Source organism: Paenibacillus sp. GM2FR (assembly GCF_002803325.1).
Classification (GTDB): domain Bacteria; phylum Bacillota; class Bacilli; order Paenibacillales; family Paenibacillaceae; genus Paenibacillus_AQ; species Paenibacillus_AQ lautus.
On record NZ_MKZM01000008.1, the window covers coordinates 362,356 to 383,688 of the forward strand.

Annotated in this window: 20 protein-coding genes; 15 read left to right on the top strand and 5 right to left on the bottom strand. The window is 47.1% G+C overall.

Annotated elements, in window-relative coordinates:
• The first annotated feature begins 9 nt into the window (after positions 1-9).
• The 4 genes from PAEVO_RS01705 to PAEVO_RS01720 all read left to right on the top strand — a co-directional run bounded on the left by PAEVO_RS01705 (position 10) and on the right by PAEVO_RS01720 (position 9,282).
• Complete coding sequence (locus PAEVO_RS01705) at positions 10-1,329, top strand: glycoside hydrolase family 125 protein (RefSeq protein ID WP_100536002.1); 1,320 nt, start codon at positions 10-12, stop codon at positions 1,327-1,329.
• Positions 1,326-4,466: a beta-galactosidase gene (locus PAEVO_RS01710; protein WP_100536003.1), complete on the top strand. Its 3,141-nt coding sequence runs from the start codon at positions 1,326-1,328 to the stop codon at positions 4,464-4,466. Before PAEVO_RS01705 ends, PAEVO_RS01710 begins: the two co-directional genes overlap by 4 nt.
• Positions 4,467-4,487: 21 nt before the next feature.
• Positions 4,488-7,223, top strand: a complete 2,736-nt coding sequence (locus tag PAEVO_RS01715; protein WP_100536004.1) for an alpha-mannosidase — start codon at positions 4,488-4,490, stop codon at positions 7,221-7,223.
• 142 nt (positions 7,224-7,365) lie between these two features.
• Complete coding sequence (locus PAEVO_RS01720; protein ID WP_100536005.1) at positions 7,366-9,282, top strand: beta-N-acetylhexosaminidase; 1,917 nt, start codon at positions 7,366-7,368, stop codon at positions 9,280-9,282.
• A 69-nt stretch (positions 9,283-9,351) separates the two neighbouring features.
• Here the strand turns inward: PAEVO_RS01720 and PAEVO_RS33620 are convergent, their stop codons facing one another.
• On the bottom strand, positions 9,352-9,513 hold the full coding sequence (locus PAEVO_RS33620) for a hypothetical protein (RefSeq protein WP_164817388.1): 162 nt from the start codon (positions 9,511-9,513) through the stop codon (positions 9,352-9,354).
• 89 nt (positions 9,514-9,602) lie between these two features.
• On the opposite strand from PAEVO_RS33620, the gene PAEVO_RS01725 reads away from it, so the two are divergent.
• A complete protein-coding gene (locus PAEVO_RS01725; protein WP_100536006.1) occupies positions 9,603-9,986 on the top strand; it encodes a VOC family protein in 384 nt (127 codons plus the stop codon).
• Between the two features lie 51 nt (positions 9,987-10,037).
• Here the strand turns inward: PAEVO_RS01725 and PAEVO_RS01730 are convergent, their stop codons facing one another.
• Positions 10,038-10,391 (bottom strand): L,D-transpeptidase, encoded by a 354-nt coding sequence (locus tag PAEVO_RS01730; protein ID WP_253300999.1) that lies wholly within the window; start codon positions 10,389-10,391, stop codon positions 10,038-10,040.
• Here PAEVO_RS01730 and PAEVO_RS34150 point away from each other — a divergent pair.
• From PAEVO_RS34150 to PAEVO_RS34570, 8 genes are all read left to right on the top strand, one after another.
• On the top strand, positions 10,296-10,505 hold the full coding sequence (locus PAEVO_RS34150; RefSeq protein ID WP_243390609.1) for a hypothetical protein: 210 nt from the start codon (positions 10,296-10,298) through the stop codon (positions 10,503-10,505). The two genes, PAEVO_RS01730 and PAEVO_RS34150, sit on opposite strands and share 96 nt — an antisense overlap.
• A gap of 379 nt (positions 10,506-10,884) precedes the next feature.
• Entirely contained in the window at positions 10,885-11,511 is a 627-nt protein-coding gene (locus PAEVO_RS01740; RefSeq protein ID WP_100536009.1) for a TetR/AcrR family transcriptional regulator, read from the top strand.
• Between the two features lie 22 nt (positions 11,512-11,533).
• Positions 11,534-12,073 carry a GNAT family N-acetyltransferase gene (locus PAEVO_RS01745; RefSeq protein ID WP_100536010.1) on the top strand — a complete coding sequence of 180 codons (540 nt, stop codon included), beginning with the start codon at positions 11,534-11,536 and terminating at the stop codon, positions 12,071-12,073.
• A gap of 72 nt (positions 12,074-12,145) precedes the next feature.
• Positions 12,146-12,931 (top strand): ABC transporter ATP-binding protein, encoded by a 786-nt coding sequence (locus PAEVO_RS01750; protein WP_100536011.1) that lies wholly within the window; start codon positions 12,146-12,148, stop codon positions 12,929-12,931.
• 1 nt (position 12,932) lies between these two features.
• Positions 12,933-14,564: a hypothetical protein gene (locus tag PAEVO_RS01755; RefSeq protein ID WP_100536012.1), complete on the top strand. Its 1,632-nt coding sequence runs from the start codon at positions 12,933-12,935 to the stop codon at positions 14,562-14,564.
• A gap of 732 nt (positions 14,565-15,296) precedes the next feature.
• On the top strand, positions 15,297-15,980 hold the full coding sequence (locus tag PAEVO_RS01760; protein WP_100536013.1) for a hypothetical protein: 684 nt from the start codon (positions 15,297-15,299) through the stop codon (positions 15,978-15,980).
• Entirely contained in the window at positions 15,916-16,464 is a 549-nt protein-coding gene (locus tag PAEVO_RS01765; protein ID WP_100536014.1) for an accessory gene regulator ArgB-like protein, read from the top strand. The genes PAEVO_RS01760 and PAEVO_RS01765 overlap by 65 nt, the downstream gene beginning before the upstream one ends.
• Positions 16,442-16,582 (top strand): cyclic lactone autoinducer peptide, encoded by a 141-nt coding sequence (locus PAEVO_RS34570; RefSeq protein WP_098742799.1) that lies wholly within the window; start codon positions 16,442-16,444, stop codon positions 16,580-16,582. Before PAEVO_RS01765 ends, PAEVO_RS34570 begins: the two co-directional genes overlap by 23 nt.
• Positions 16,583-17,000: 418 nt before the next feature.
• Here PAEVO_RS34570 and PAEVO_RS33625 read toward each other — a convergent pair whose 3' ends face one another.
• Positions 17,001-17,174, bottom strand: coding sequence for a hypothetical protein (locus PAEVO_RS33625; RefSeq protein WP_165789600.1), 174 nt, complete (start codon positions 17,172-17,174; stop codon positions 17,001-17,003).
• Positions 17,175-17,880: 706 nt separating this feature from the next.
• Here PAEVO_RS33625 and PAEVO_RS01775 point away from each other — a divergent pair.
• Positions 17,881-18,933 carry an acyltransferase family protein gene (locus PAEVO_RS01775; protein WP_100536015.1) on the top strand — a complete coding sequence of 351 codons (1,053 nt, stop codon included), beginning with the start codon at positions 17,881-17,883 and terminating at the stop codon, positions 18,931-18,933.
• A 151-nt stretch (positions 18,934-19,084) separates the two neighbouring features.
• Entirely contained in the window at positions 19,085-19,306 is a 222-nt protein-coding gene (locus PAEVO_RS33630) for a hypothetical protein (RefSeq protein WP_165789588.1), read from the top strand.
• 297 nt (positions 19,307-19,603) lie between these two features.
• Here the strand turns inward: PAEVO_RS33630 and PAEVO_RS01780 are convergent, their stop codons facing one another.
• Positions 19,604-20,899 carry a tyrosine-type recombinase/integrase gene (locus PAEVO_RS01780; RefSeq protein WP_100536016.1) on the bottom strand — a complete coding sequence of 432 codons (1,296 nt, stop codon included), beginning with the start codon at positions 20,897-20,899 and terminating at the stop codon, positions 19,604-19,606.
• Between the two features lie 4 nt (positions 20,900-20,903).
• Complete coding sequence (locus PAEVO_RS01785; RefSeq protein WP_100536017.1) at positions 20,904-21,320, bottom strand: ImmA/IrrE family metallo-endopeptidase; 417 nt, start codon at positions 21,318-21,320, stop codon at positions 20,904-20,906.
• Positions 21,321-21,333: the final 13 nt, after the last annotated feature.

A 21,333-nucleotide genomic window follows, 5' to 3' on the forward strand; every position in this document is an offset into this window, starting at 1 on the left:
AGAACAACCATGGAACAATTCAGACTCCCCAAAATACCAATGCCGGAGCTTGAGCTGCCGCAATCGATTCAGGCGGTTCTGCAAGAGGCTGAAGAAAAGCTTGCGCACCGTCCGAAGCTGCTTCAGCTGTTCAAGAACTGTTTCCCGAACACGCTGGAGACAACAACCAAACTGATGGAGGATGGCACGACATTTGTGATTACCGGTGATATTCCGGCCATGTGGCTGCGCGATTCGGTAGAACAGGTGATCCATTACATTCCGTTTGCAAAAAATGATCCGCAGCTGCAGCGGATTTTAAGCGGATTGATCAAACGCCATTTTCAATATATTCATATCGATCCTTATGCCAATGCCTTTAATGAATCGGCGAATGACTGGCATTGGAACACAACCGACGAAACCGAAATGTCCCCATGGGTATGGGAGCGCAAGTTTGAGATTGATTCGCTATGCTTCTCCGTTCGCCTGGCTTACCTGTACTGGAAGGAAACCGGCCTGACGGATGTGTTTGACGCCAACTTCAAGTCGGCTATGATCAAGATCATCGAGCTGTTTAAAACCGAGCAGCACCATCTCGAGAAATCGCCTTACCGTTTCACGCGGGATAACGGAATTCCAACGGATTCCTTGCGCAATAACGGGCTCGGCATGCCGGTGAATTATACGGGCATGATTTGGTCCGGCTTCCGTTCAAGCGATGACGCTTGCGATTTCCACTACAATATTCCAGGCAACATGTTTGCCGTTGTCGCTCTTCGTCAAATGCAGGAATTCGCGGAATGGGTATTCCGGGATATGAAGCTGCTGGATGAACTGAAGCGTCTCGAAGCCGACGTGGATCATGGGATTCAGTTGTACGGCATTTACCGCCATCCGGAGTTTGGACCGATCTACGCCTATGAAACGGACGGATACGGAAATTACTGTTTGATGGATGATGCGGGAACACCTGGTTTGATGTCCATTCCTTATCTGGGGTACTGCTCTGCCGATGATCCGATCTACCAAAACACCAGACGGTTTGCACTCAGTAAAGAAAATCCTTTCTATTACGAGGGCGCTGTTGCCAAAGGCATCGGCAGTCCGCATACGCCGCCGGATTATATTTGGCATATGGCCTTGTCCATGCAGGGAATTACGGCACAGACGGCAGAAGAGAAGCTGGAGATGATTGCATTGCTGGAAGCGACCGATGCGGATACCGGATTTATGCATGAAGGTTTCCATGCCGACGATCCGAAAGTCTTCACCAGATCTTGGTTTGCCTGGTCCAACAGCCTCTTCTCGCAATTGGTGTACCAGGCGATGAAAGCAGGGATTCTATGAGCGGGCGCCTGATTGTATTCTATGATCCGTCCTTTCCGGCAGCAGAAGCTGCCGGTTTGCCGGCTAGCGTCGCGGCTCTGAATGCATTCGATGCGGTGTACGGCGCCGAGGACCTCGCTGAAGCGCTGGCATCGTCAGGCGGACAAGGTGCAACCTTTGTCAATTTGCACGCGCCTTATTTTCCGAAATCCGCCTGGAGAGCGATTCTGGACTTTCTGAGAAACGGCGGCGGCTTGGTCAGCGTTGGCGGCGCACCCTTCAAGCGTCCTGTCCGTAAGGAGGACGGCGCTTGGGTGGTGGAGCACGAACAGACGGCGTACCACCAGCAGCTTCATATTCATGAGGTGCTGCCCGTGGACAGCGGGCGCGTCGACCATTTGATAGCAAGCGACGTGATACCGCTGATGGAGAGCAGCCGGGAGCGATTATCCATCAGCGATACGTGGAACCTGGTTCCGCATGTTACCAAAAGCAGTGACCTGCCGCATCAGATGGGATCGGCAGGACCGATGGATACCCGGATTTATCCGCTTCTTAAGGGGAGCACGGCGAAGGGGAGAGAAGTCGCCGCTCCGGTTGTTCTATGGGAAAACGTCGGCGGACCTTTCTTGGGCGGACGCTGGCTGTTTGTGAATCAGCCTCTCTCGACCTCTTTCTGGGAACAGGGTGGCGGAGAAGAGGTCCGCAGCTGGGCGGCATTCTGCGCGAAGGGGATTACCGAGCTGTGGATCAAGCCGAATTATGCGGCCTACGAGTCCGGTGAGCGTGCGATCCTGACCCTGCAGGCACAACGGCTTGGCCGGAATCTGCCCGTACAAGAGCCGCAGAGCTGGACGTTCCGCATCTCCGTCAAGCACGACCAAGATGACTCCTTATCATGGCATCATTCCGTGACGGTCGATGTGACCGGACAATTTCATGTAGAGCGTATTCCGGTTATGCTGGATATCAAGCCGGGATCCTATCGCGTGGTGTGCGAGGCCGAAGGACCGGATGGGGAAATCCGCAGACTGAGACAAGGGTTCTGGGGAGCAGATCCCGAGCTTTTGCAGGCGGGTACGCCCGTAACCTGCAATCGGGATTACTTCATCAAGGACGGTCGCCCGCTGCCTGTTGTCGGGATGACTTACATGACGTCGGATGTCGCGCGTAAGTTCCTGTTCCTTCCGAATACGGATGTATGGGATCGCGATATGGCGCAAATGCGTAATGCCGGCATCAACTGGATCCGTACCGGTATCTGGACCGCATACCGCAATATCATGCAGGTGGACGGGCATGCATCCGAAGAGGTTTTGCGTTCGATCGACGCCTTCCTGTTAACCGCGAAAAAGCATGATTTGCAGGTAACATTCACCTTCTTCTCCTTCACGCCGGAGACTTGGGAAGGCCAAAATCCTTACCTCGACCCTCGAAGCGTGGAAGCGCAGAAGCGTTTCATACGTTCCATCATTACTAGACATAAAGATACGAAGAATGTGGACTGGGATCTGATTAACGAACCATCCATGTTCGATCCGCCGCAGATTTTCTCGGACGGTCCGCGCTCCGCGAAGGATCCATTTGAGAGACAAGCTTATATCGACTGGCTGAAAAAGCGTCATGGTTCGATTGAACGTTTGCAGGAACGCTGGAATATGACAGCGGATCAGCTGCCGGGTTTTGACTCCGTGGTTCCTCCGGAGCCTCAAGTCATTAATTTTGACGTTCAAGACATGCATCAAGGGAAAAAAGGCGCGCAATGGCTCGATTATGTCCTGTTCTCCATGGACATGCATAACCGTTGGGCCAAGGAATTATATGATGATATCAAAGAGGTATGCCCGGATCATATGGTTACAGTCGGACAGGACGAGGCGCTTGGCGCACAGCGTCCATCTCCGTTCTTCTATGCCGAAGCCGTAGATTATACGACGGTCCATTCCTGGTGGTTCAACGACTATTTGATCTGGGACGGCATCTTTGCCAAAACGCCGGATAAACCGAACCTGATTCAGGAAACGGGCATCATGTACGTGGAAACGCCGGACGGCCGGGCGAAGCGGAGCGAAGCCGAGCTTCGGAACCTGCTGGAGCGCAAGTATGCTTACGCTTTCTCCACAGGGGGCGCAGGAGCCATTCATTGGATCTGGAACACGAATTTCTACATGGATAATGCCAATGAATCGCATATCGGAGCCGTCCGCGCTGACGGCACGGAGAAGCCGGAAGCGGATGTGTCGTATGATTTCGGCGCCTTCATGGAAGGCATCCGGGACATGTTTAAAGGCCGGAAGCTGGAAGAGACCGCGGTCATTTTCCCTTATTCCAACGATTTCTCTAACCGGAAGCTTGCTTTTGAAGCAACGACGAAGGCGACGCGGGCGCTTGCTTACGAGCTGAACGTGCCATTCCGTGCTGTCGGAGAGTATGATTTAAGCTCGCTGCGTAACCAACCGGTGAAGTTCATTATTTTGCCGAGCGCGCACAATGTAGATGACCAGGCTTTTGCTGAGCTGATGGATATCGTGAAGGAAACGGGAGCTACGCTCCTCCTGACAGGTCCTATTGGTCTGGATGCATATTGGCATCCGGTCGATCGAATGACGGAGGAACTGGGCGAGCGGAAGCTGGCGAATGTGCGCCGGGAAGAAAGCTTGCGCATTGGGGAACGCGCTTGGTCTGCATCGTATGGTCATCGGAAGATTGCCGAGCTGAGCAAAGAAATTCCGGCAGGCAGCGGGGCGAAACCGGCCGATGCAGCCGGCGACTCCATCGTGGACGTGAAGCTTGGGGCAGGACGTCTTCTCTGGAGCCCGCTTCCTGTAGAATTAAATGATCGAATCGACACCATCGCGGCTTTATATCGGTATGCTTTGGAGCTATCTGCTGCCGATACAGGGCTGATCTGGAATCAAGGCGGAGAACATTCCGGCGTTTATGGACGCAAGGTAACGTTTGAAGAAGGAGCTCTCTTCGTATTCGGCTCGGAGCAATCATGGGATACGAACGTTGAGGTGAAGGATCCTTCAACAGGCCTCATCTATTCATTCGTTCTGGAAGCGGATCGTTCAGTCTTGTTCGCAGTAGATGCGAGCGGTGACCTGTTATCGGTGTACCGTCCGGATGAGGTCGAAATCACGGTATCGAAGGGCTAACATAAGGGGGACTTAGCAGAGATGGATCAATCCAGAAAAGCACATATTATTTCGCATACTCACTGGGACCGCGAGTGGTATTTACCGTATGAAAAGCACCATGTGCGGCTGATCGAGCTCATGGACAGCTTGCTTGAGACGATGGAGAAGGACTCGGAATACCGCAGCTTTTTCCTTGATGGCCAGACGATTATTATCGAAGATTACTTGCAGGTGAGACCGGAGAAGAAAGAGCAGCTTGAGAAGCTGATCTCGGATGGACGCATCATTATCGGTCCGTGGTACATTCTGCAGGATGCCTATCTGACAAGCAGTGAAGCCAACGTGAGAAATATGCAGATCGGGCACCAGGATGCCGAGCGTTATGGCACGGTTGCCAAAATCGGTTATTTCCCGGACACATTTGGACTTACGGGCCAAATTCCGCAGTTGATGCTGCAGTCCGGCATTGATAATGCCTTCTTTGGCCGGGGCGTGAAGCCAACGGGCTTTAACAATACCGTCTCCGACAGCGGCTATGAGTCCTCATTCTCAGAGCTGATGTGGGAAGGTCCGGACGGCTCCAAGGTGCTGGGCATCCTGTTTGCCAACTGGTACAGTAACGGTAACGAGGTTCCCGTTGATGAAGCGGAAGCGAAGGCATTCTGGGACCGCAAGCTGGCGGATGCCGAGAAGTATGCTTCCACGCCTGAGCTGCTCTATATGAACGGGTGTGACCATCAGCCGATACAGACCGATCTTCCGGAAGGCATCCGTACAGCGAAGAAGCTGTATCCGGATACGGAGTTTATTCATTCCAATTTTGACGATTACCTGAAAGCCGTTCGCGAGAAGCTGCCGCAGGATCTTTCCTCCGTAAAAGGAGAGCTGCGCAGCCAGCGTACCGATGGATGGGGAACGCTCGTGAATACCGCTTCGGCACGCGTATACCTGAAGCAGATGAACCAGCGCGGTCAGACCATACTGGAAAAAGTGGCCGAGCCGCTTGCATCCTACGCCAGTCTGCTGGGCAAAGAGTATCCGCATCATCTGTTCACCTATGCGTGGAAGACGCTGATGCAGAATCATCCGCATGACAGCATTTGCGGCTGCAGCGTGGACGAAGTTCACCGCGAGATGGTTACCCGCTTTGAGAAAAGCGCACACGTGGCCGAAAATATCGTGGACGACAGCGTTCGCGTCATTGCAGATGCAGTTGACACGACCGCCTTCGATCAGTGGGGATCCGATCCGCTGCCGCTTGTTGTATTCAATACGACAGGATGGAGCCGCAGCGGTACGGTCAGCATCGAGCTGGACGCGAAACGGCTTTATTTCCGGGAAGGTTACTCTTTGGAGGAAACCAGCCGCCGAATGAAGGAAATCGATTTGTCCGGCCGTGTGCTGGTTAACGCTCAAGGTCAAGCTGTACCTTGCACCGTTGAGGATCTGGGTCTTCAGTTCGGGTACGATCTGCCGGACGACCGTTTCCGCCAGCCGTATATGTGCCGCCGTGTGAGACTTACCTTCGAGGCAAGCGCGATTCCTGCAATGGGCTTGACCACGTATGCTTGGGTGAAGAGCGATGTGAAGCCTGCCGAGGTAGAATCCTTAATCAGCAAGGCCAATGTGATGGAGAATGAGCTGATCAAGGTCGAGATCCAAGGAGACGGCTCCTTCTCCTTGACGGATAAAAAGAACGGACAAGTATACCGCGATCTGGGCGTCTATGAAAATACCGGAGATATCGGTAACGAATATATGTACAAACAGCCGGATGGCGAAGCTGCATTGACTACGAAAGGCCAAACCGCCCAAATTTCGGTTCTGGAAGATACGCCTTACCGCGCGTCCATTGAAATCGTTCATAACTGGTCCATTCCGGCTATGGCGGACAGCAAGCTGGATGAAGAGCAGCATGAGCTCGTATATTATCCGAACCGCAAAGCGCAAAGATCGAGCGAGATGGTGCCAATGCGCATTCGTACCGTGGTCAGTCTGAACCGCAGCGGCAAAGGAGTGGAGATCGAAGCCACGATGGATAATCAGGCGAAGGATCATCGGGTGCGCGCATTGTTCCCAACGGATCTGCAGGCATCGTCCCATAACGTGGATTCCATGTTTGAAGTGGCGACACGGGATAACGAACCTGCTGCCGAATGGGAGAACCCGAGCTATACGGCTCACCAACAGGCTTTCGTTGACGTTACGACAGCTACTGCAGGATTGACGGTGGCTAACCAGGGCTTGAATGAATATGAAGTCCTGCGTGACGGCCGGAATACCATCGCTGTTACATTGCTTCGTTCCGTAGGCGAGCTCGGGGATTGGGGGTACTTCCCTACGCCTGAAGCTCAGTGCATCGGCGTTCATACGGTACGTATGGAGGTCATTCCGCATCAAGGCGACGGCATGAAGTCAGGCGCATACGCGGAGGCTTACCAGTTCCAGATCCCATGGACGGTTGCACAGACCGGAGTCCATGCCGGGGCTGTCGCATCGACATCTGCACCGCTTGAATGGAGCCATGAAGAACTTGCGTTCTCTTCCCTGAAGGTGAATCCGAAGACCGGTGATCTGATGCTGCGCTGGTTCAATATGGCAGGCACGGATACAGAGCTGAAGCTGAAATCTTCTCTACCTTCCCAGGGCGTTTATAAGAGCTCTATTCTGGAAGTAGAGGGAGCGGTTCAAAGCTTTGATGATCAAGAAAGCTTCACGCTGGCGGTTAAGCCTCACGAAATCGTGACACTGGGCGTTAAAGTTTCGGTCAAGTAAGCATTTATTATCTAGCACTGGGAATGATGAACGTCCCAGCCCAGTAAAGCCCGATTCCGAGATTACAGGGATCGGGCTTTGCTGTCTTGCATAATGATAGGCAGCATCTCAAAAATGGGATAGTGGATAATGGAGGAATGACATGAAGATTCATTTTGATAACCTGCCGGGGAAATTGCTTGAAGGGATCAGCGAACTCTCGGAAATATTGGACATCCGAATCACAGAGGGAGAGGGCTTACAAATTCGGGCCATTCAAGCGAAAGGACCGATTCAGGTGTCATTGAAGGATGGGCAGGGGACGATCCGTTACCAAGAAACCATACACTTTTTCCGTGCCATGGGTGTGTTTCTGGAGCAGGCCAGGGAGCGAGCGCAATTCGAACTAACGGAGGAACCGAAGTTCGACTTTAACGGCACGATGCTCGACGTTTCGCGCAATGGCGTTCTCAAGGTCCCGGTGATCAAGCAGTTTATCCGTTACATGGCCCTGATGGGGCTGAACGGGCTGATGATGTATACGGAGGATACCTATGAGGTGGAAGAGCAGCCCTACTTTGGATACATGCGCGGCCGGTACACGGCTTCGGAAATGAAGGAATGTGACGATTACGCAGAGCTGTTCGGCATCGAGATGATTCCGTGCATTCAGACACTGGGGCATTTGCAGCAAGCGCTGAAATGGGGGTATGCCGCGGATATCAAGGATCATCCCGATATTTTGCTTGCAGGCGAGCCGAAGACGTATGCTTTTATCGAGCAGATGATCACCGCTGCATCCGGCATGTTCCGTTCCAAACGAATTCATATCGGAATGGACGAGGCGTTTCAGGTCGGCCTTGGGAAGTATTTAAAGCTGAATGGAAATCAGGACCGGTTTCAGATCATGAATGATCATGTCAGTCGAGTGCTGGCCATCACCGAGCGTCTCGGACTCCAGCCGATGATCTGGAGCGACATGTACTTTAATTTGCTGGCCAACGATTATCAGGGGGCGCTGTACAACGTGGACGCGGATTTCTCGGACGATAACATGAGCCGCATTCCCAAAGGCGTTCAATTCGTGTACTGGGATTACGGACGTAGGGATGAACAGGGTTATGAGCGGCTGTATGAGAAGCATATGAAGCTGGGCTCCAAGCCGATTTTTGCAGGCGGCATTCATATGTGGAACAGCATCAGTCCGAACAACGGCAAGACGTGGATGACCAGCCATCCTGCCCTGCGCGCCGCCAAAACGAAAGGAATCCGCGAAGTCATCGCCACCGCCTGGGGGGATAACGGCAACGAAACCAACCACCTGGTCGTTCTTGCGGGCCTGCAGCTGTTTGCCGAGCATGGGTACGGAGACGATATCAGTGACGAGCTTCTGGGAAGACGGCTTGCGGCTTGCACGGGCATCGATCTGTTCGGATCGCTGAACACGCTGAAATATATGGATGAGGTTCCCGGCGTATCGGAGGGAAACCAATGGATGGCCAATCCCTCGAAGTATTTGCTGTGGCAGGATCCTTTGCTGGGACTGCTGGACAAGCATGTTGAAGGTGAAGCGGAATCTGTGCTGCCTGGACATTATGCCGAGCTGGAGAAGCAATGGAGGCACTGTAAGGAGCAGTTTCCGGCACCGTTTAGCCGCTTGTATGATTTTTATGAAAAATTGGCGTCGGCACTCATTATCAAAAGCACGTTGGGCGTTACACTCAGAAGGCTGTACCAGTCAGGAGAAAAGGAGTTGCTGGCCGAACTTGCTAACGCCGCAGCTTCCCCGTTGTCCGCATTAAAGCAGCGCATCGAGACATTGCGCATTTCGCACCGGGCGCTTTGGATGGACACGTACAAGCCATTTGGCTGGGAAGTGCTGGATCTCCGCTACGGAGGACTGTTAGCACGAATCTCCTCCACGAGGGACCGGCTTGCGGATTATGTGGAGGGACGTATCGAAGAGATTGAGGAGCTTGAGGTGGACCGGCTGCTGTTCGATCAGAATGGTCTTACCGACAAGCCGCTGGAGGTTAACGTGACCTATCAAGCTGCCGTGACCGCATCCTGTTTTCTATAATGAAGAAGCTGCTCTTCCTAGGTCTTTAGCGGACGGTTGGAGGGCAGCTCTTTATTTTACTCGGCTTAATTATTGATTCTTCTCTTGGATCTGGTCTTTCTCGTAAGCAATCAGGGTGATGTCTTTGCCTGTAAGCTCGGCAATCTTGGTCTCAGCGTCTTCAATCGCCTTCAAGGTACCTTCATTCCCATTGAGTGAGGCGATTTTATATTCCTCCGAATGGATGTCCATGGTAAACTCCCCCCTTAGATGGTTAATTCATGTTATATAATGTATAAGGTATCCTTTAGAATAAAGTTACATACCTGGGGGTGTGATTCATGATTCAATTTGAAGGGCTGCACCATGTTAGCTTGGCGGTTCGCGATCTGAAGAAAGCAAAGGTGTTTTATTCGGAGGTGCTGAAGTTTCAGGAGCTGCCGCGCCCACCGTTTGCCTCCAAGGGTGTCTGGTACGCTGTCGGAGACCAGCAGCTCCATCTGCTGGAGCATCCGATCAGTGATACGCTGCGGGAGCGTGGGATCGATACGACGGACGGGCATTTCTCGATCTGGGTGAAAAGTTACCGCGAAACGAAGGAATGGCTGGACCGAATGGACGTTGAGTATGTAGCTAATCCCGACAGCGTTGCTGGCTTTGCGCAAATTTTCGTGCTGGATCCAGACCGCAATATTATTGAATTCGGAGCGGAGTATGGATCGTAAACGTCAAATTTTAAAAAAGCCAGACACATAAACGTGTTTGGCTTTTTGCTCTTATTTTTGGATGAGGACGGGGGTGTTCATTTTCACCTTGTCGTAGAGCCAGCGAACGTCTTTATTATGCATCCGTATACAACCTGCCGACACGTACTTGCCGATCGAATTCGCGTTGTTGTTTCCATGAATGGCGTACGCGTAGCTAACTCTGCCGTTCACTTTCACATTAATGCCGAGCCAGCGGTCCCCAAGCGGATTACGCGGGTCTCCTCCCTTGATGCCTTCCTTGTAGTAAGGTCTGTTCTTCACTTTTTCGTGGATTTTGAACAGGCCTTCCGGCGTATAGGAGGGCTTTTTGCCTGTGGCGACGGGAAACGTTTTTATGACCTTGCCTTTTTCGTAATACGTCAGTTTGTTGGTGGATTTATCAATGACGATAAACTGTGCGTACTTGGTGTACTTACTGTCCAGCTTCTGTCCGGTAGCGCCTTGGGATACGGCGGGGAAAAAGAAAACCAGCAGTAAGGTGAAGATCAGTATGCGGCTAATGCCCTTAATGATGTCCGATCACCTCTTTTCGTTCTCCCCCATATATATGCAGCTATTCGCGAATGTTGACGGAAATGTGCATAAGCCGAAAAATAGAACAAGTTGTTTTCAAAGAGAAATATAAGGAGGGGGAAGGAACATTCTATCTAACATGGATCGTGGCTTGGCTGTACACAAATACCTCCTGAAGGGATTTCTTCAAGAGGCTTTTCGTGTTTACTACGGATGTCTCTTGAAAACGACATTAATGTCGTTTATGATGAAATGAGTTAAAAAAACGACACTGATGTCGTTTATGATGAGGTGAAGTTCGTGGAATCGATATTCATGATAAAGGTCGGGGGAGGAATGACTTATGTGTCCACGGGTTAGTGAGGAATACAAACGGGAGAAGAAACTTGAAATATTGACGGCAGCCAGACGGGTCTTTATCAGAAAGGGCTATACCCGCACGGTGATGCAGGACATTATGGATGAAGCGGGTATGTCCCGGGGGGCCGTTTATGCGTATTTTGATAATGTGGAGCATGTTTTTATAGAGGTCCTGCGTTTTGATGACCAAGAGACGCTCCGTTTTTTTGAACCGGATCCGCAGTATCCGATATGGAATCAGTTGATGGACTGGGTTCGGAAACAGCAGGGTGATATTTCGCTAATCCAGCATTCGCTTGTATTGGCCAGGGCTGAATTTTTCCTGTCTTCCTCTTATGTTCATGCCAAGAAGGATTATCCCTATTTAACCGAACGTTATCAGCTGACCGTTGAGGCCATGGGCCGGGTCATTCGGAAGGGGCGGGAGCAAGGGGAGTTTCGGCCCCGATTGGAACCGGAAGCCATAGCGCGGTATATGATCTCGTTTCTGAACGGGCTCATGCTGGATACCTTCCAGCTCGGACCGACGGTGACTTGCGTGCCGGAGCAGCTGGAAACGTTTATTCAATCTCTCTGCGCAATGTTAAATCCTATAACAATAGAATTATGATTATAGAAAGGGTGCTTTTTGAATGCTATTTGATTCTGCTAGATTGACTTGTCGAAAAATGACGTTGAATGACGCGGAGCTGTATCATACTTGGCGGAATGATCTCGAAGTGATGCAATCCACCAGTCCCTGCCTGGATGCTTATCAACTGGAGGAAACAAAGGACTTCGTTCAGCATGTGATCCTGGGCTCTTCCTCCTCGAAGAGCTATCTGATCCTGTTGAAGGAAACGGGCAGACCGATCGGCATTATGTCATTGATTCATATCGATACCAAGAACCGGAATGCGGAGTGTATCATCGACATTGGCGAAAAGACCTATTGGGGCAAAGGGTATGGTTTTGAAGCGATGACGCTTTTGCTCGATTATGCTTTTTTGGAGCTGAATCTGCACAGGGTGAACTTACGGGTATTTTCCTTCAACCATAAAGCAATTAAGCTGTATGAAAAAATCGGATTTGTCCACGAAGGCAGCTCCAGACAAAGTTTGTATCGGAATGGCGTCTGGCATGACATCGTGCATATGGGGATACTGCAGAGCGAGTATGCGTCAAAAGGTTGATTTTCCTTCACTTCCATAATAAGGTAGGTATGTGAAGACAATGAGAGAATGGGAGAATGGGAGAATAATATCATGTCCGAAAATGAAGTGTTATTGATTCAAGACCTGCGCATGAAATATGATAACCGATATGTATTGAACGGGATTGATCTGAAGGTCAACCGCGGTGAGATGATAGGATATATCGGTCCGAACGGGGCGGGGAAGAGCACGACGGTAAAAATTATGCTCGGGCTGGTTGAGGGGTACACGGGGACCGTCCGCATATTCGGTCAGGATATTTCCGACGGGAATATCGATTATAAACGGAGAATCGGATATGTCCCCGAGGTGGCGGAATTGTACGATCAGTTAACCGCTGCCGAGTATTTGACTTTTATAGGCGAGTTGTACGGACTTACATATGATGCAGCGGATTATAAGGCGAAGCAATTGATGGACTGTTTTGACATGGAAAAGGCCTATCACTCACGGATCGCTACCTTTTCAAAAGGAATGCGGCAAAAGGTGCTCCTGATCTCGAGCCTGCTGCATGACCCTGATCTATTGTTTTTGGATGAGCCCTTAAGCGGGCTGGATGCGAACAGCGTGATGGTGGTCAAGGAAGTATTGGCCCAGCTCTCGGCCCAGGGAAAGACGATTTTTTATTCCTCACATATCATGGACGTTGTTGAGAAAATCAGCAGCCGGATCATCCTGCTCGCTGACAGCCGGGTGGTGGCGGACGGAACATTCAAAGAACTGCAGCAGCATTCCCATGAGGGGTCGCTGGAAGAGGTGTTCAATCAGCTGACGGGCTTCAATGACCATGCCAGCATCGCTGAACGGTTCGTATCGATCGTTCGGGAGGGAAGTTGACATGGCCGGATCGGAATCATCATTTCGAATGCTGAAGCTGTTGGATCGATTTCAAGGGGTAATCTCGAGAATGGGCGTTGACTATGAAACGCTGCGTCGGATCCTGCATGTCAAGCTGCTCATGGACTCGAGGCGGGCACCCGTCATATTATCTTCAAACAGCCGGAAGGCGGAAGAACAGGACAAGAATCTGTTTGTCAGCTCCCTCTGGTTGTATGGCTTAATCGGGCTTGTCCTGACTCCGTTTGTGTTCTGGAGCGATCCGGAATATCTGATGCCGATGAGCATCCTGTCCGCCATCCTCATGTTCCTGATCATGACCTCCATGATTTCGGATTTCTCATCCGTGCTGCTGGATGTGCGCGATCGCAGCATTTTGATGACGAAACCGGTCGACGGCCGCACGGTCGGATTGGCTAGATCGATTCATGCCGGCATTTATTTGCTGCTGCTGACCGGGGCGCTATTAGCAGGTTCGCTGGTCGTTGGATTGATCAAGCATGGCGTGCTGTTTTTACTGATATATATTCTGGAGTTAATTTTGATGAATATGCTCATTCTGGTGAGCACCTCCTTGGTTTATCTGTTGCTGCTCAAGTATTGGGATGGAGAGAAGCTGAAGGATCTGATTAATTATGTACAGATTGGACTTTCGGCCATGCTTGCCATCGGCTATCAGTTCGTGATCCGTTCGTTTGATCTGATCGATTTCAATTTGGTATTTACGCCGGCCTGGTGGCAGGTTCTGCTTCCGCCCGTCTGGTTTGCGGCTCCATTTGAATGGATGTTCGGCGAGGGGAGCGGGTGGCTGATGGTTCTCTCCTTACTGGCCATGTTCGTTCCGATTCTGCTCATGATGGTGTACCTCCGTTATATTCCATCCTTCGAGCAGTATCTGGAAAAGCTGGCTCACAGCGAAGCGGGAAAAGGGCGAGAGCGCGGACGGTTTGACAGGTTATTGGCCAAAATCGTAAGCCGTTCGCGTACAGAGCAGGCATGTTTTCGGTTATCTGCCAGCATGTTGAAGAACGAGAGAGAATTCAAGCTGAAGGTGTATCCTACACTCGGATTGTCCGTACTGCTGCCCTATTTGTTCTTTTTCTCCACGATCCGCAACTCCTCTCTGACGGAAATCGGCAGGGGATCGTCGTACTATGTGCTGCAGGTCATGCTCATCATGATTGTAACGGTCGTGATGATGCTGAAATTCTCAGGGAAGCCCAAGGCTTTCTGGTTGTTTGGGGCAGCCCCGATGTCAAACATGAGTCCCTTATACCAAGGTGCTTTAAAGGCTTTTGCTATAAAAATGTTCCTACCGTTGTTCGCTGTGAATGCGATTCTATTCCTGATCCTGTTCGGTATCCGGATTTTCCCGGATGTTCTCATCATATTCCTTACCGGCTTGGTGTTGATTCCTCTAACAGCCAAGGCAGTTCTGCGCAATCCGCCGTTCTCTCAAGCGTTTCATATGGCTCAGCAGAAAGACGGCTGGTGGGTGCTGCTATTCATGATTGTAGTGGGTGGATTATGCGGTTTGCATTATGTAAGCAGCACGTTTCCCTATGGTATGTTGGCATATATCCTACTGCTGCTCGTTGCCAATGGCTTGGCATGGACCAAGCTGTATAGGTAAGTTGGGGAATGGCAGGAAGAGCAGAGGGAAGATGAGGGGGTGCTAACAAGAAGGGGCACCAACCTCTTTAGATGGTCGTGGATGGAGAAGGGAAGGGGCAGTTGATGGCGATGCCTCTTCTTTGATTTTTTTAGATAATTGTATTTTTGCATGTTATAGCAGTTGAATAAGAATGTATGTTCGTATATAATGGAATTATAGCAAATTAACTTCCTATTTCACTCTTCACCTCATAGATCCATGATGGATTCCCCCACTTATGTATTTTATTACCTGTTGTTATGCCTTCCAGGCCTTATATAATCGAATTAGATGATGTCAGGATGTTAAATGGTAGAAACTGAGTTTATTCTGGCTTAGTCATATTCACAAGGTCGTGGATTCTTGATAACTAAAGCTTGGTTTTCGTTTGGTATATGGAACGTTGCAAGTGGTTGGTGTATAAGTTCTAAGCTGTTCTGTTTTAGAATTTTTGAGCCAAGCCGGAGCTATAAACGACGTTTAAAGTTTGGCATTTTCCATCACAGTTTCCAGACATATAAGAAGTGGCAGGCGCCATCGGAATTGACCTCAAGAATATGCATCATTTAGAACGACTCGATAGAAAACTGAGGGTCTGTCGGTATACCGTTTCTTTATGGACGATATACACACCAGTGTAATCAGGATAAATCGGGAAGTGGCGTAGTACACATTTAACCATTTCTTAGGGTGTAGGGAGGAAAGCTTTGAATGGAAGTTATTTGGTTTATGGTGTTTTCAACATTTGAAACACTGGCGATTTATTCACTAATCATGTCATTGCTTAGATTTAAGACAACAGAATACATATGGCAGGCGTTGATTGTCATGATACTTGCCAACTTACAAAGCTTCATTATGCGCAACGAGCTGCAATTGGATTTTCTCGCCCCTCTCATTACCGTGCTGATCTTCGTTTTCTTATTTTCTGCCATTATTAAGATTCCAGTTATCTGGTCGGCGATATGTACCATTATTGGATACATGCTTTATGCGTTGGTACAGACGGCCTATTTGACAACGATATTCGGATCGATTGACTCCATTCAGACCGATCATGCCAATGGTTATATTCTTCAAATCCTGTCAGGAGCGACAGGACTTTTGATATCCTGGATTATGTACAGATTTGGTATTGGGTTTAAGTATGATCTGGAAAAGCTGCGCATTAAATTTGAACATGTTCTACTGATCGCTTTGATTATCGTGGTGCTGATATTAATTGCGATTCTATTTTACCTCAACCGTTTATGGCTGCATCTTCTCTTCTTTGGAATAACATTTGGAATCTTCTTGTATTATGCCATCAATACAGAGGAGCGAGATTCTTATGATCATAGAAGGAATATCAAAGCGGATAGCGGAGGGGATCAAACGCCAGGTACCCGACCATAAGTCCTCTGTTCCTGTTTTAAGCCATGCCATCGCCATCATTTTAAACGTATTGTTTATTGTGGTCTTCACGCTAGTTATCTCTATATTAACGGGTAACGTGAAGCAGGCTGTTTTAGCCTTGATGGGTTTCGCGATATTAAGGCAATTTTCAGGAGGGTATCACCTTAAGACGGGGGCCGGCTGCATTGCATTCACGACAGCATTATTCACCCTGGTATCTTTTGTAGATTTTGATACCGAAGGTGTGCTCATCCTTAATGCTCTCAGTCTGTTGCTGGTGATGGTGTTCGCTCCCAGCCGAATCGAGAGGCAGTCCCGAATACCGAAGAAGCATTACGCAAAACTCCGCATGATTAGCAGTCTCATTGTTATGTTTAATTTTGGACTTCAGTCCCCAACATTGGCTGTCATATATTTGGTCCAGGCTATTAGTTTATTACGCTGGAAAGGAGGACAAGCTCATGTTATGGATCCACAGGATTAGACATCGGTTGTTTTCTTTTATCGCATCTGCTCTGACGATGGTAGCCGTATTCGTAGTGAATACAGCAAGTCCCGTATTTGTGTACAGCGGAGAGACACCGGAAGAACTTTTGAAATAAGCCATGATCCTATCCGTAAGGGGACTGAGGTACGTTTTAGTTATGATATAGATAAACGATGTATGAATAAGTCGGTTATGGTTTCCGGTACCTTTCTAGGTACCGTTTTTTTATATGGATAAGTGGAAGTTTGGTGTCGTTTGATCTTTCGATGCGTACGTCACTTATGAAAACAAACAAAAGGGGCATTATTTAACACGTTTTTTATATCTACAAGCATTGTGATGTCGTGGGATAGTATCTACTGTTGATGATTTTAGAATTACTGATGCAAGATATTGTTTTTAAGAATGATAACATATTAAATTTACTCACCGATAGCTATTTTAAATTGTGTGTCAGTATTCGACAATTCAGTAATGATATAAAGAAGCAGAAGTAGAGGAACCCTGTCAGCAAAACGCCAGCAGAGGCTTTTCTATGTTTTTGTAAACTGGATTGTATAAGGTTCATTGAAATTATTAAAGCCGTTATCAAGTACTCTAAAATAAATTTTCTCCCCAGGTTTGGCGTTCCAACTAATAGATTCAGGATATCCTCTTCCGTTGCCATTGAGCATATCTATATGGGTCCCTTCACCGTCTGCTTTCATCTTAATAACTCCACGCACTATATCGAAATTGGCAGGTGGCGTTACCATAACAGTGTATGTTAGCGTGTGTGAAATATCAAGATGTAAAAGAATATCAGTTATCAGTTGGCCAACCTTGATCTAACCGTAACATACACCTAACACCGAGTATATAGTGATTTTGGATTACATTGGGATATTATGAACAATAATGGATGTTTCGATTTGTTGATCTACAGATCTATATGTCGAAGTGTGTTAGATTTTGTAAGATCAATCGAGATTTGATCTTTATAATATAGAACAAGCAAAACCCTACCAGCATAATGCTGGCAGGGTGCCATTTTTGTTGATCCAAAATAAAGAATTTTTATACTTGTATTTCAAACCGATTATCGTTGTGATACTGAGCACAGTGTTTCCAATTAGGTTATCACGGCGGTTGGAATTTTTTACCCTGGTCAGGAGGTGAAATTGTTAGAGATTATTCAGGATGGAAAATCGAGGAAAATAGAAGTTTGTTCGTGCTGATAAACAAACCCAGGAGTAGAAGAGATAGGTGGAAAATAGAAACCAGAAACATAAAAAAATATATGGTATTTTTAGCCTCCTTAGCTGATAATTATGATTGTGAACAAACATCAGCTAGGGGGCAATTACTATCAGTAAAGAACAAACGGTAGGAAGTCAGATACAGTTATCGCATAAAAGCAATAACTACAACATCATGCGGTTTTTGGCAGCTGTCTTAGTGATTTTTTCTCATGCTTATCCTCTGACTGCTCATAACGGCGAGTTGTTTTCAAAATTATCGAATGGACAGTGGGATTTAGGATCAATGGCTGTAGCCATATTTTTTACTATCAGCGGCTTTCTAGTAACTCAAAGCTTCGACAAGTCAAATAACTTTTGGACCTTTACTAAATCTAGAGTATTGCGTATTTACCCTGGGTTAATTGCAGCTACGTTTTTTTGTGTTTTTGTTGTTGGTCCCATAGTAACTACTCTGTCTATGAAAGATTATTTAGGCGACGAAAGAACATATGAATACTTAAAAGTGGTTTTCATGTTTCCGATGCATTGGACATTGCCAGGTGTTTTTGAAGATACATTCTCATTTAATAACTCTATTAATGGGTCGTTATGGACAATCCCTTACGAAATTTTGTGTTATGCAATTGTCGCAGTAATCGGAATATTTGGCGCCTTAAAAAGAAAAGAAATTCTTCTGTTTTTATTTGTCTTTTCAATTTACGGTAGACTTTTTTTTAGATCGTATGTCCCAGAAAACATAAGTTGGGTTTATCTCCCATCACTCATTGACTTGTTTCCCTTTTTTGCAAGCGGTATGTTGGTATATTCATATAGGGATAAGATACCATTAAATAAATGGTATGCACTCATATCGTTGGTGTTAATTATCACTAGCATTAAGTTTGGTGGTTTGATCGATGTGTTTACTGTTTGTGGTGGATATCTGATATTTTATCTTTCATACCATAATAAAATTAGATTCCATAATTTTGGGAAGCGCGGTGATTTATCTTATGGTATATACATTTACGCATTTCCTGTACAACAAACAGTAACTTATCTTTGGGGTGCTGGGATACCAGTGATTGCAAACATATTAATTAGTATCCCTGTTGTCCTCGGGCTTGCATTCTTGTCGTGGCATTTTATTGAAAAGCCAGCGATGAAGTTAAAGAATTGGAGTTTTAAAAGCAAGGTAACAAAAGAGGGTTCTGTAGTTGTTTCAAAAGCAAAAACTTTACAGTGAGATTAACCTAAACGTAAGCAGGTCATATGTGGCCTGCTTTTTTTATATGCGTAATAATTTGTTCTATTTAGAGAGAATGGGGGAAAGGGTATGGACGGTGTACAGTCCGAAATGCTAAAAAATCACCAGAGTAGAAACGAAGGTGGACAACATGGATGGAAAATTAGGCAGAGCGATTAATGCTAACGAAACATCAGCAGAAGCACTGGCCTCTGCTAGGTCAGCTCACCATAGATTGAACAAAATTGAGGATGGTAAAAATGGTCTGGCGTACAATGCTCGGTCTACAGCTAATTTTATTGTATCGACATATGTTCAGGTGTTTTCAGATTCGCTTCTATATAACAACAATCGCGTTCATATGCAGCTATAACCAACTGCAATAATATATCGTTCGACATACATACAATCTTCAGCCGATATAGCTTCTAAAAAACTCATTTTACCTACCCTCACTTAATTTTTAGAGCTAATAGTTGCGAATGAAAAAGAAAAGAGCCCTTGCTACGCAAGGGCTCTAGGCTATGATCTGTAGTGGGCTCGAACCACTGACCCCTACCCTGTCAAGGAAGCTTGCTTGTTTGTTTTGAATCGCTTAAAGACCGGGAAAGCCTGTCACACAAGGGTTTTTACAAATCTTATTTTGTTTTTAATAGTCTCGATTTATGTCCTATTGTCTCATGTTGGACCCCAAAGGGACCCCAACGGACCCCAGATTAGATTCTGTCTTCCGTGAAAATTTATCGAATTTACCGGCAGTTCTTTGTTTTACTTTTTTCGTTACATGTACGTAAATATCTGATGTGGTGGAAAGACGTGCATGCCCAATTCGTCTTTGTATGGCGATTAATATTGAGTCGAAGTTACTTTCATCTTCATCTTCTAATAACAATGTCCCCATGCTATGTCTTAAACCATGGAATTTAATATATCGTATATCATGGCGTTTACAAAATCGTTCCCACCAACGAGATGGATGTTTATAGTAATAGGGCTGCCCCTTTCCATTGTGGAAAACAAACTGGCGATCTTCTCCTAACCATTTTGTGCCCAGATGTTTTTTCTCTAAGAGCCACTCCCGATAGTATGTTTTCAATTCGTCTATATACCAATCTGGCATATCAATAGTCCTATATGATGCCGTTGACTTTGGTGCCTTCTCAACAGCTTTCCCATCTTTGGTTAACGGGATATTGTTATCGATTTCAATGTATCCATCTTCAAAATTAACAAACTGCCATTCAAGAGCTATCAGTTCTCCGCGCCGGCATCCGCCAATCATTGATCCGAGAATCAGCAACCTCCATTTTCTGCTTTCTTTATATAACGCATCAACAACTAACTGTGCTTCTTTTTCATCATAGAATTGAGGATTTTTACGCTGTTCTAACATTTTTGTTTTAGCATCTTTTTCTTTTGGTTTAGATAGTCCGTTCATAGGATTTTCTTTTATTACGTTCCACTCATCCGCCCGTGCAAAGATGTTTTTAAGAACTCTATAAATATAACCTATAGTGCTGGCGTCGAGAGGATCCTCACGTCCATCTAAGCGAGATCCGGGTTTTTCTAAATTATTGAGGAAAGTCACGATTTTCATTGCATTGATTTGATCAATACGCATATGCCCGAATGCCGGAATGATTCTTGACTTAATGTGTACTTCGTAAATTTCTAATGTTGTCGGGGAAAGATTTTTAGGATTAGAAGCGTACTTCTCTCTCCATTCGTTTACAAAATCAGAAAATTTCATTTTGCTTGCGTCAATATATGCCCCGGCTTCAACTTCAATTTTGAATTTTAACCACTCTTCATTAAGGTATTGATCAAGCTTTTTTTTCGATTTTAAAATAGCAGGATCCTCAACGGTCACTGTTTTTCTTTTTCTTATTTTTTTTCCGTTCGGCCCTTTGCCAAGGCTTATAGTAAGCCGCCACGAGTTTTCCCCTCTAGGTTCATAGTCTGCCATTTTATCAGCGTCCCCCTATATAATCTTTCATCTCGTAAGGTATGCCAGTTCTGGCGAGTAATGATGCGACAGTGTCGTTCTCATCAAAAGTGACTCCATGAAGTAGAAGATTTACTGCGAATTGGTTGGCCTGTCGTTCTAGTTTTCCTGGTAGGAAAAATGAATGTTCGTCCACAAAAAATTGACTTACACCTTTGTGGAGTCTATCGTGACCTAATTCATGCGCACACACGAACCTTTTCCATTCATCTGATAAATCTTTATGTATACAAATGTAGCGGCGCCTAAGTACTCTGTAGTAAAAACCTCTGGTGTCATCGCCTAAATCTTCAAAGGAAATGGATATATTTAATTCACGTGCTATGGCAAATGGGCAGTTTGTTTTATGCCTTTTTACTAGTTTAGTTGTAATATCTTTCATAGCTGATAACCTC

Coding starts and splice junctions, on each gene's coding strand:
- PAEVO_RS01750 (WP_100536011.1), top strand. CDS start 12,146: ATGTCCGAAAATGAAGTGTTATTGATTCAAGACCTGCGCATGAAATAT.
- PAEVO_RS01755 (WP_100536012.1), top strand. CDS start 12,933: ATGGCCGGATCGGAATCATCATTTCGAATGCTGAAGCTGTTGGATCGA.
- PAEVO_RS01780 (WP_100536016.1), bottom strand. CDS start 20,899: ATGGCAGACTATGAACCTAGAGGGGAAAACTCGTGGCGGCTTACTATA.
- PAEVO_RS33625 (WP_165789600.1), bottom strand. CDS start 17,174: ATGAAAGCAGACGGTGAAGGGACCCATATAGATATGCTCAATGGCAAC.
- PAEVO_RS01785 (WP_100536017.1), bottom strand. CDS start 21,320: ATGAAAGATATTACAACTAAACTAGTAAAAAGGCATAAAACAAACTGC.
- PAEVO_RS33630 (WP_165789588.1), top strand. CDS start 19,085: ATGGATGGAAAATTAGGCAGAGCGATTAATGCTAACGAAACATCAGCA.
- PAEVO_RS34570 (WP_098742799.1), top strand. CDS start 16,442: ATGTTATGGATCCACAGGATTAGACATCGGTTGTTTTCTTTTATCGCA.
- PAEVO_RS01720 (WP_100536005.1), top strand. CDS start 7,366: ATGAAGATTCATTTTGATAACCTGCCGGGGAAATTGCTTGAAGGGATC.
- PAEVO_RS01765 (WP_100536014.1), top strand. CDS start 15,916: ATGATCATAGAAGGAATATCAAAGCGGATAGCGGAGGGGATCAAACGC.
- PAEVO_RS01760 (WP_100536013.1), top strand. CDS start 15,297: ATGGAAGTTATTTGGTTTATGGTGTTTTCAACATTTGAAACACTGGCG.
- PAEVO_RS01725 (WP_100536006.1), top strand. CDS start 9,603: ATGATTCAATTTGAAGGGCTGCACCATGTTAGCTTGGCGGTTCGCGAT.
- PAEVO_RS01705 (WP_100536002.1), top strand. CDS start 10: ATGGAACAATTCAGACTCCCCAAAATACCAATGCCGGAGCTTGAGCTG.
- PAEVO_RS33620 (WP_164817388.1), bottom strand. CDS start 9,513: ATGGACATCCATTCGGAGGAATATAAAATCGCCTCACTCAATGGGAAT.
- PAEVO_RS01775 (WP_100536015.1), top strand. CDS start 17,881: ATGCGGTTTTTGGCAGCTGTCTTAGTGATTTTTTCTCATGCTTATCCT.
- PAEVO_RS01710 (WP_100536003.1), top strand. CDS start 1,326: ATGAGCGGGCGCCTGATTGTATTCTATGATCCGTCCTTTCCGGCAGCA.
- PAEVO_RS01740 (WP_100536009.1), top strand. CDS start 10,885: ATGTGTCCACGGGTTAGTGAGGAATACAAACGGGAGAAGAAACTTGAA.
- PAEVO_RS01715 (WP_100536004.1), top strand. CDS start 4,488: ATGGATCAATCCAGAAAAGCACATATTATTTCGCATACTCACTGGGAC.
- PAEVO_RS01745 (WP_100536010.1), top strand. CDS start 11,534: ATGCTATTTGATTCTGCTAGATTGACTTGTCGAAAAATGACGTTGAAT.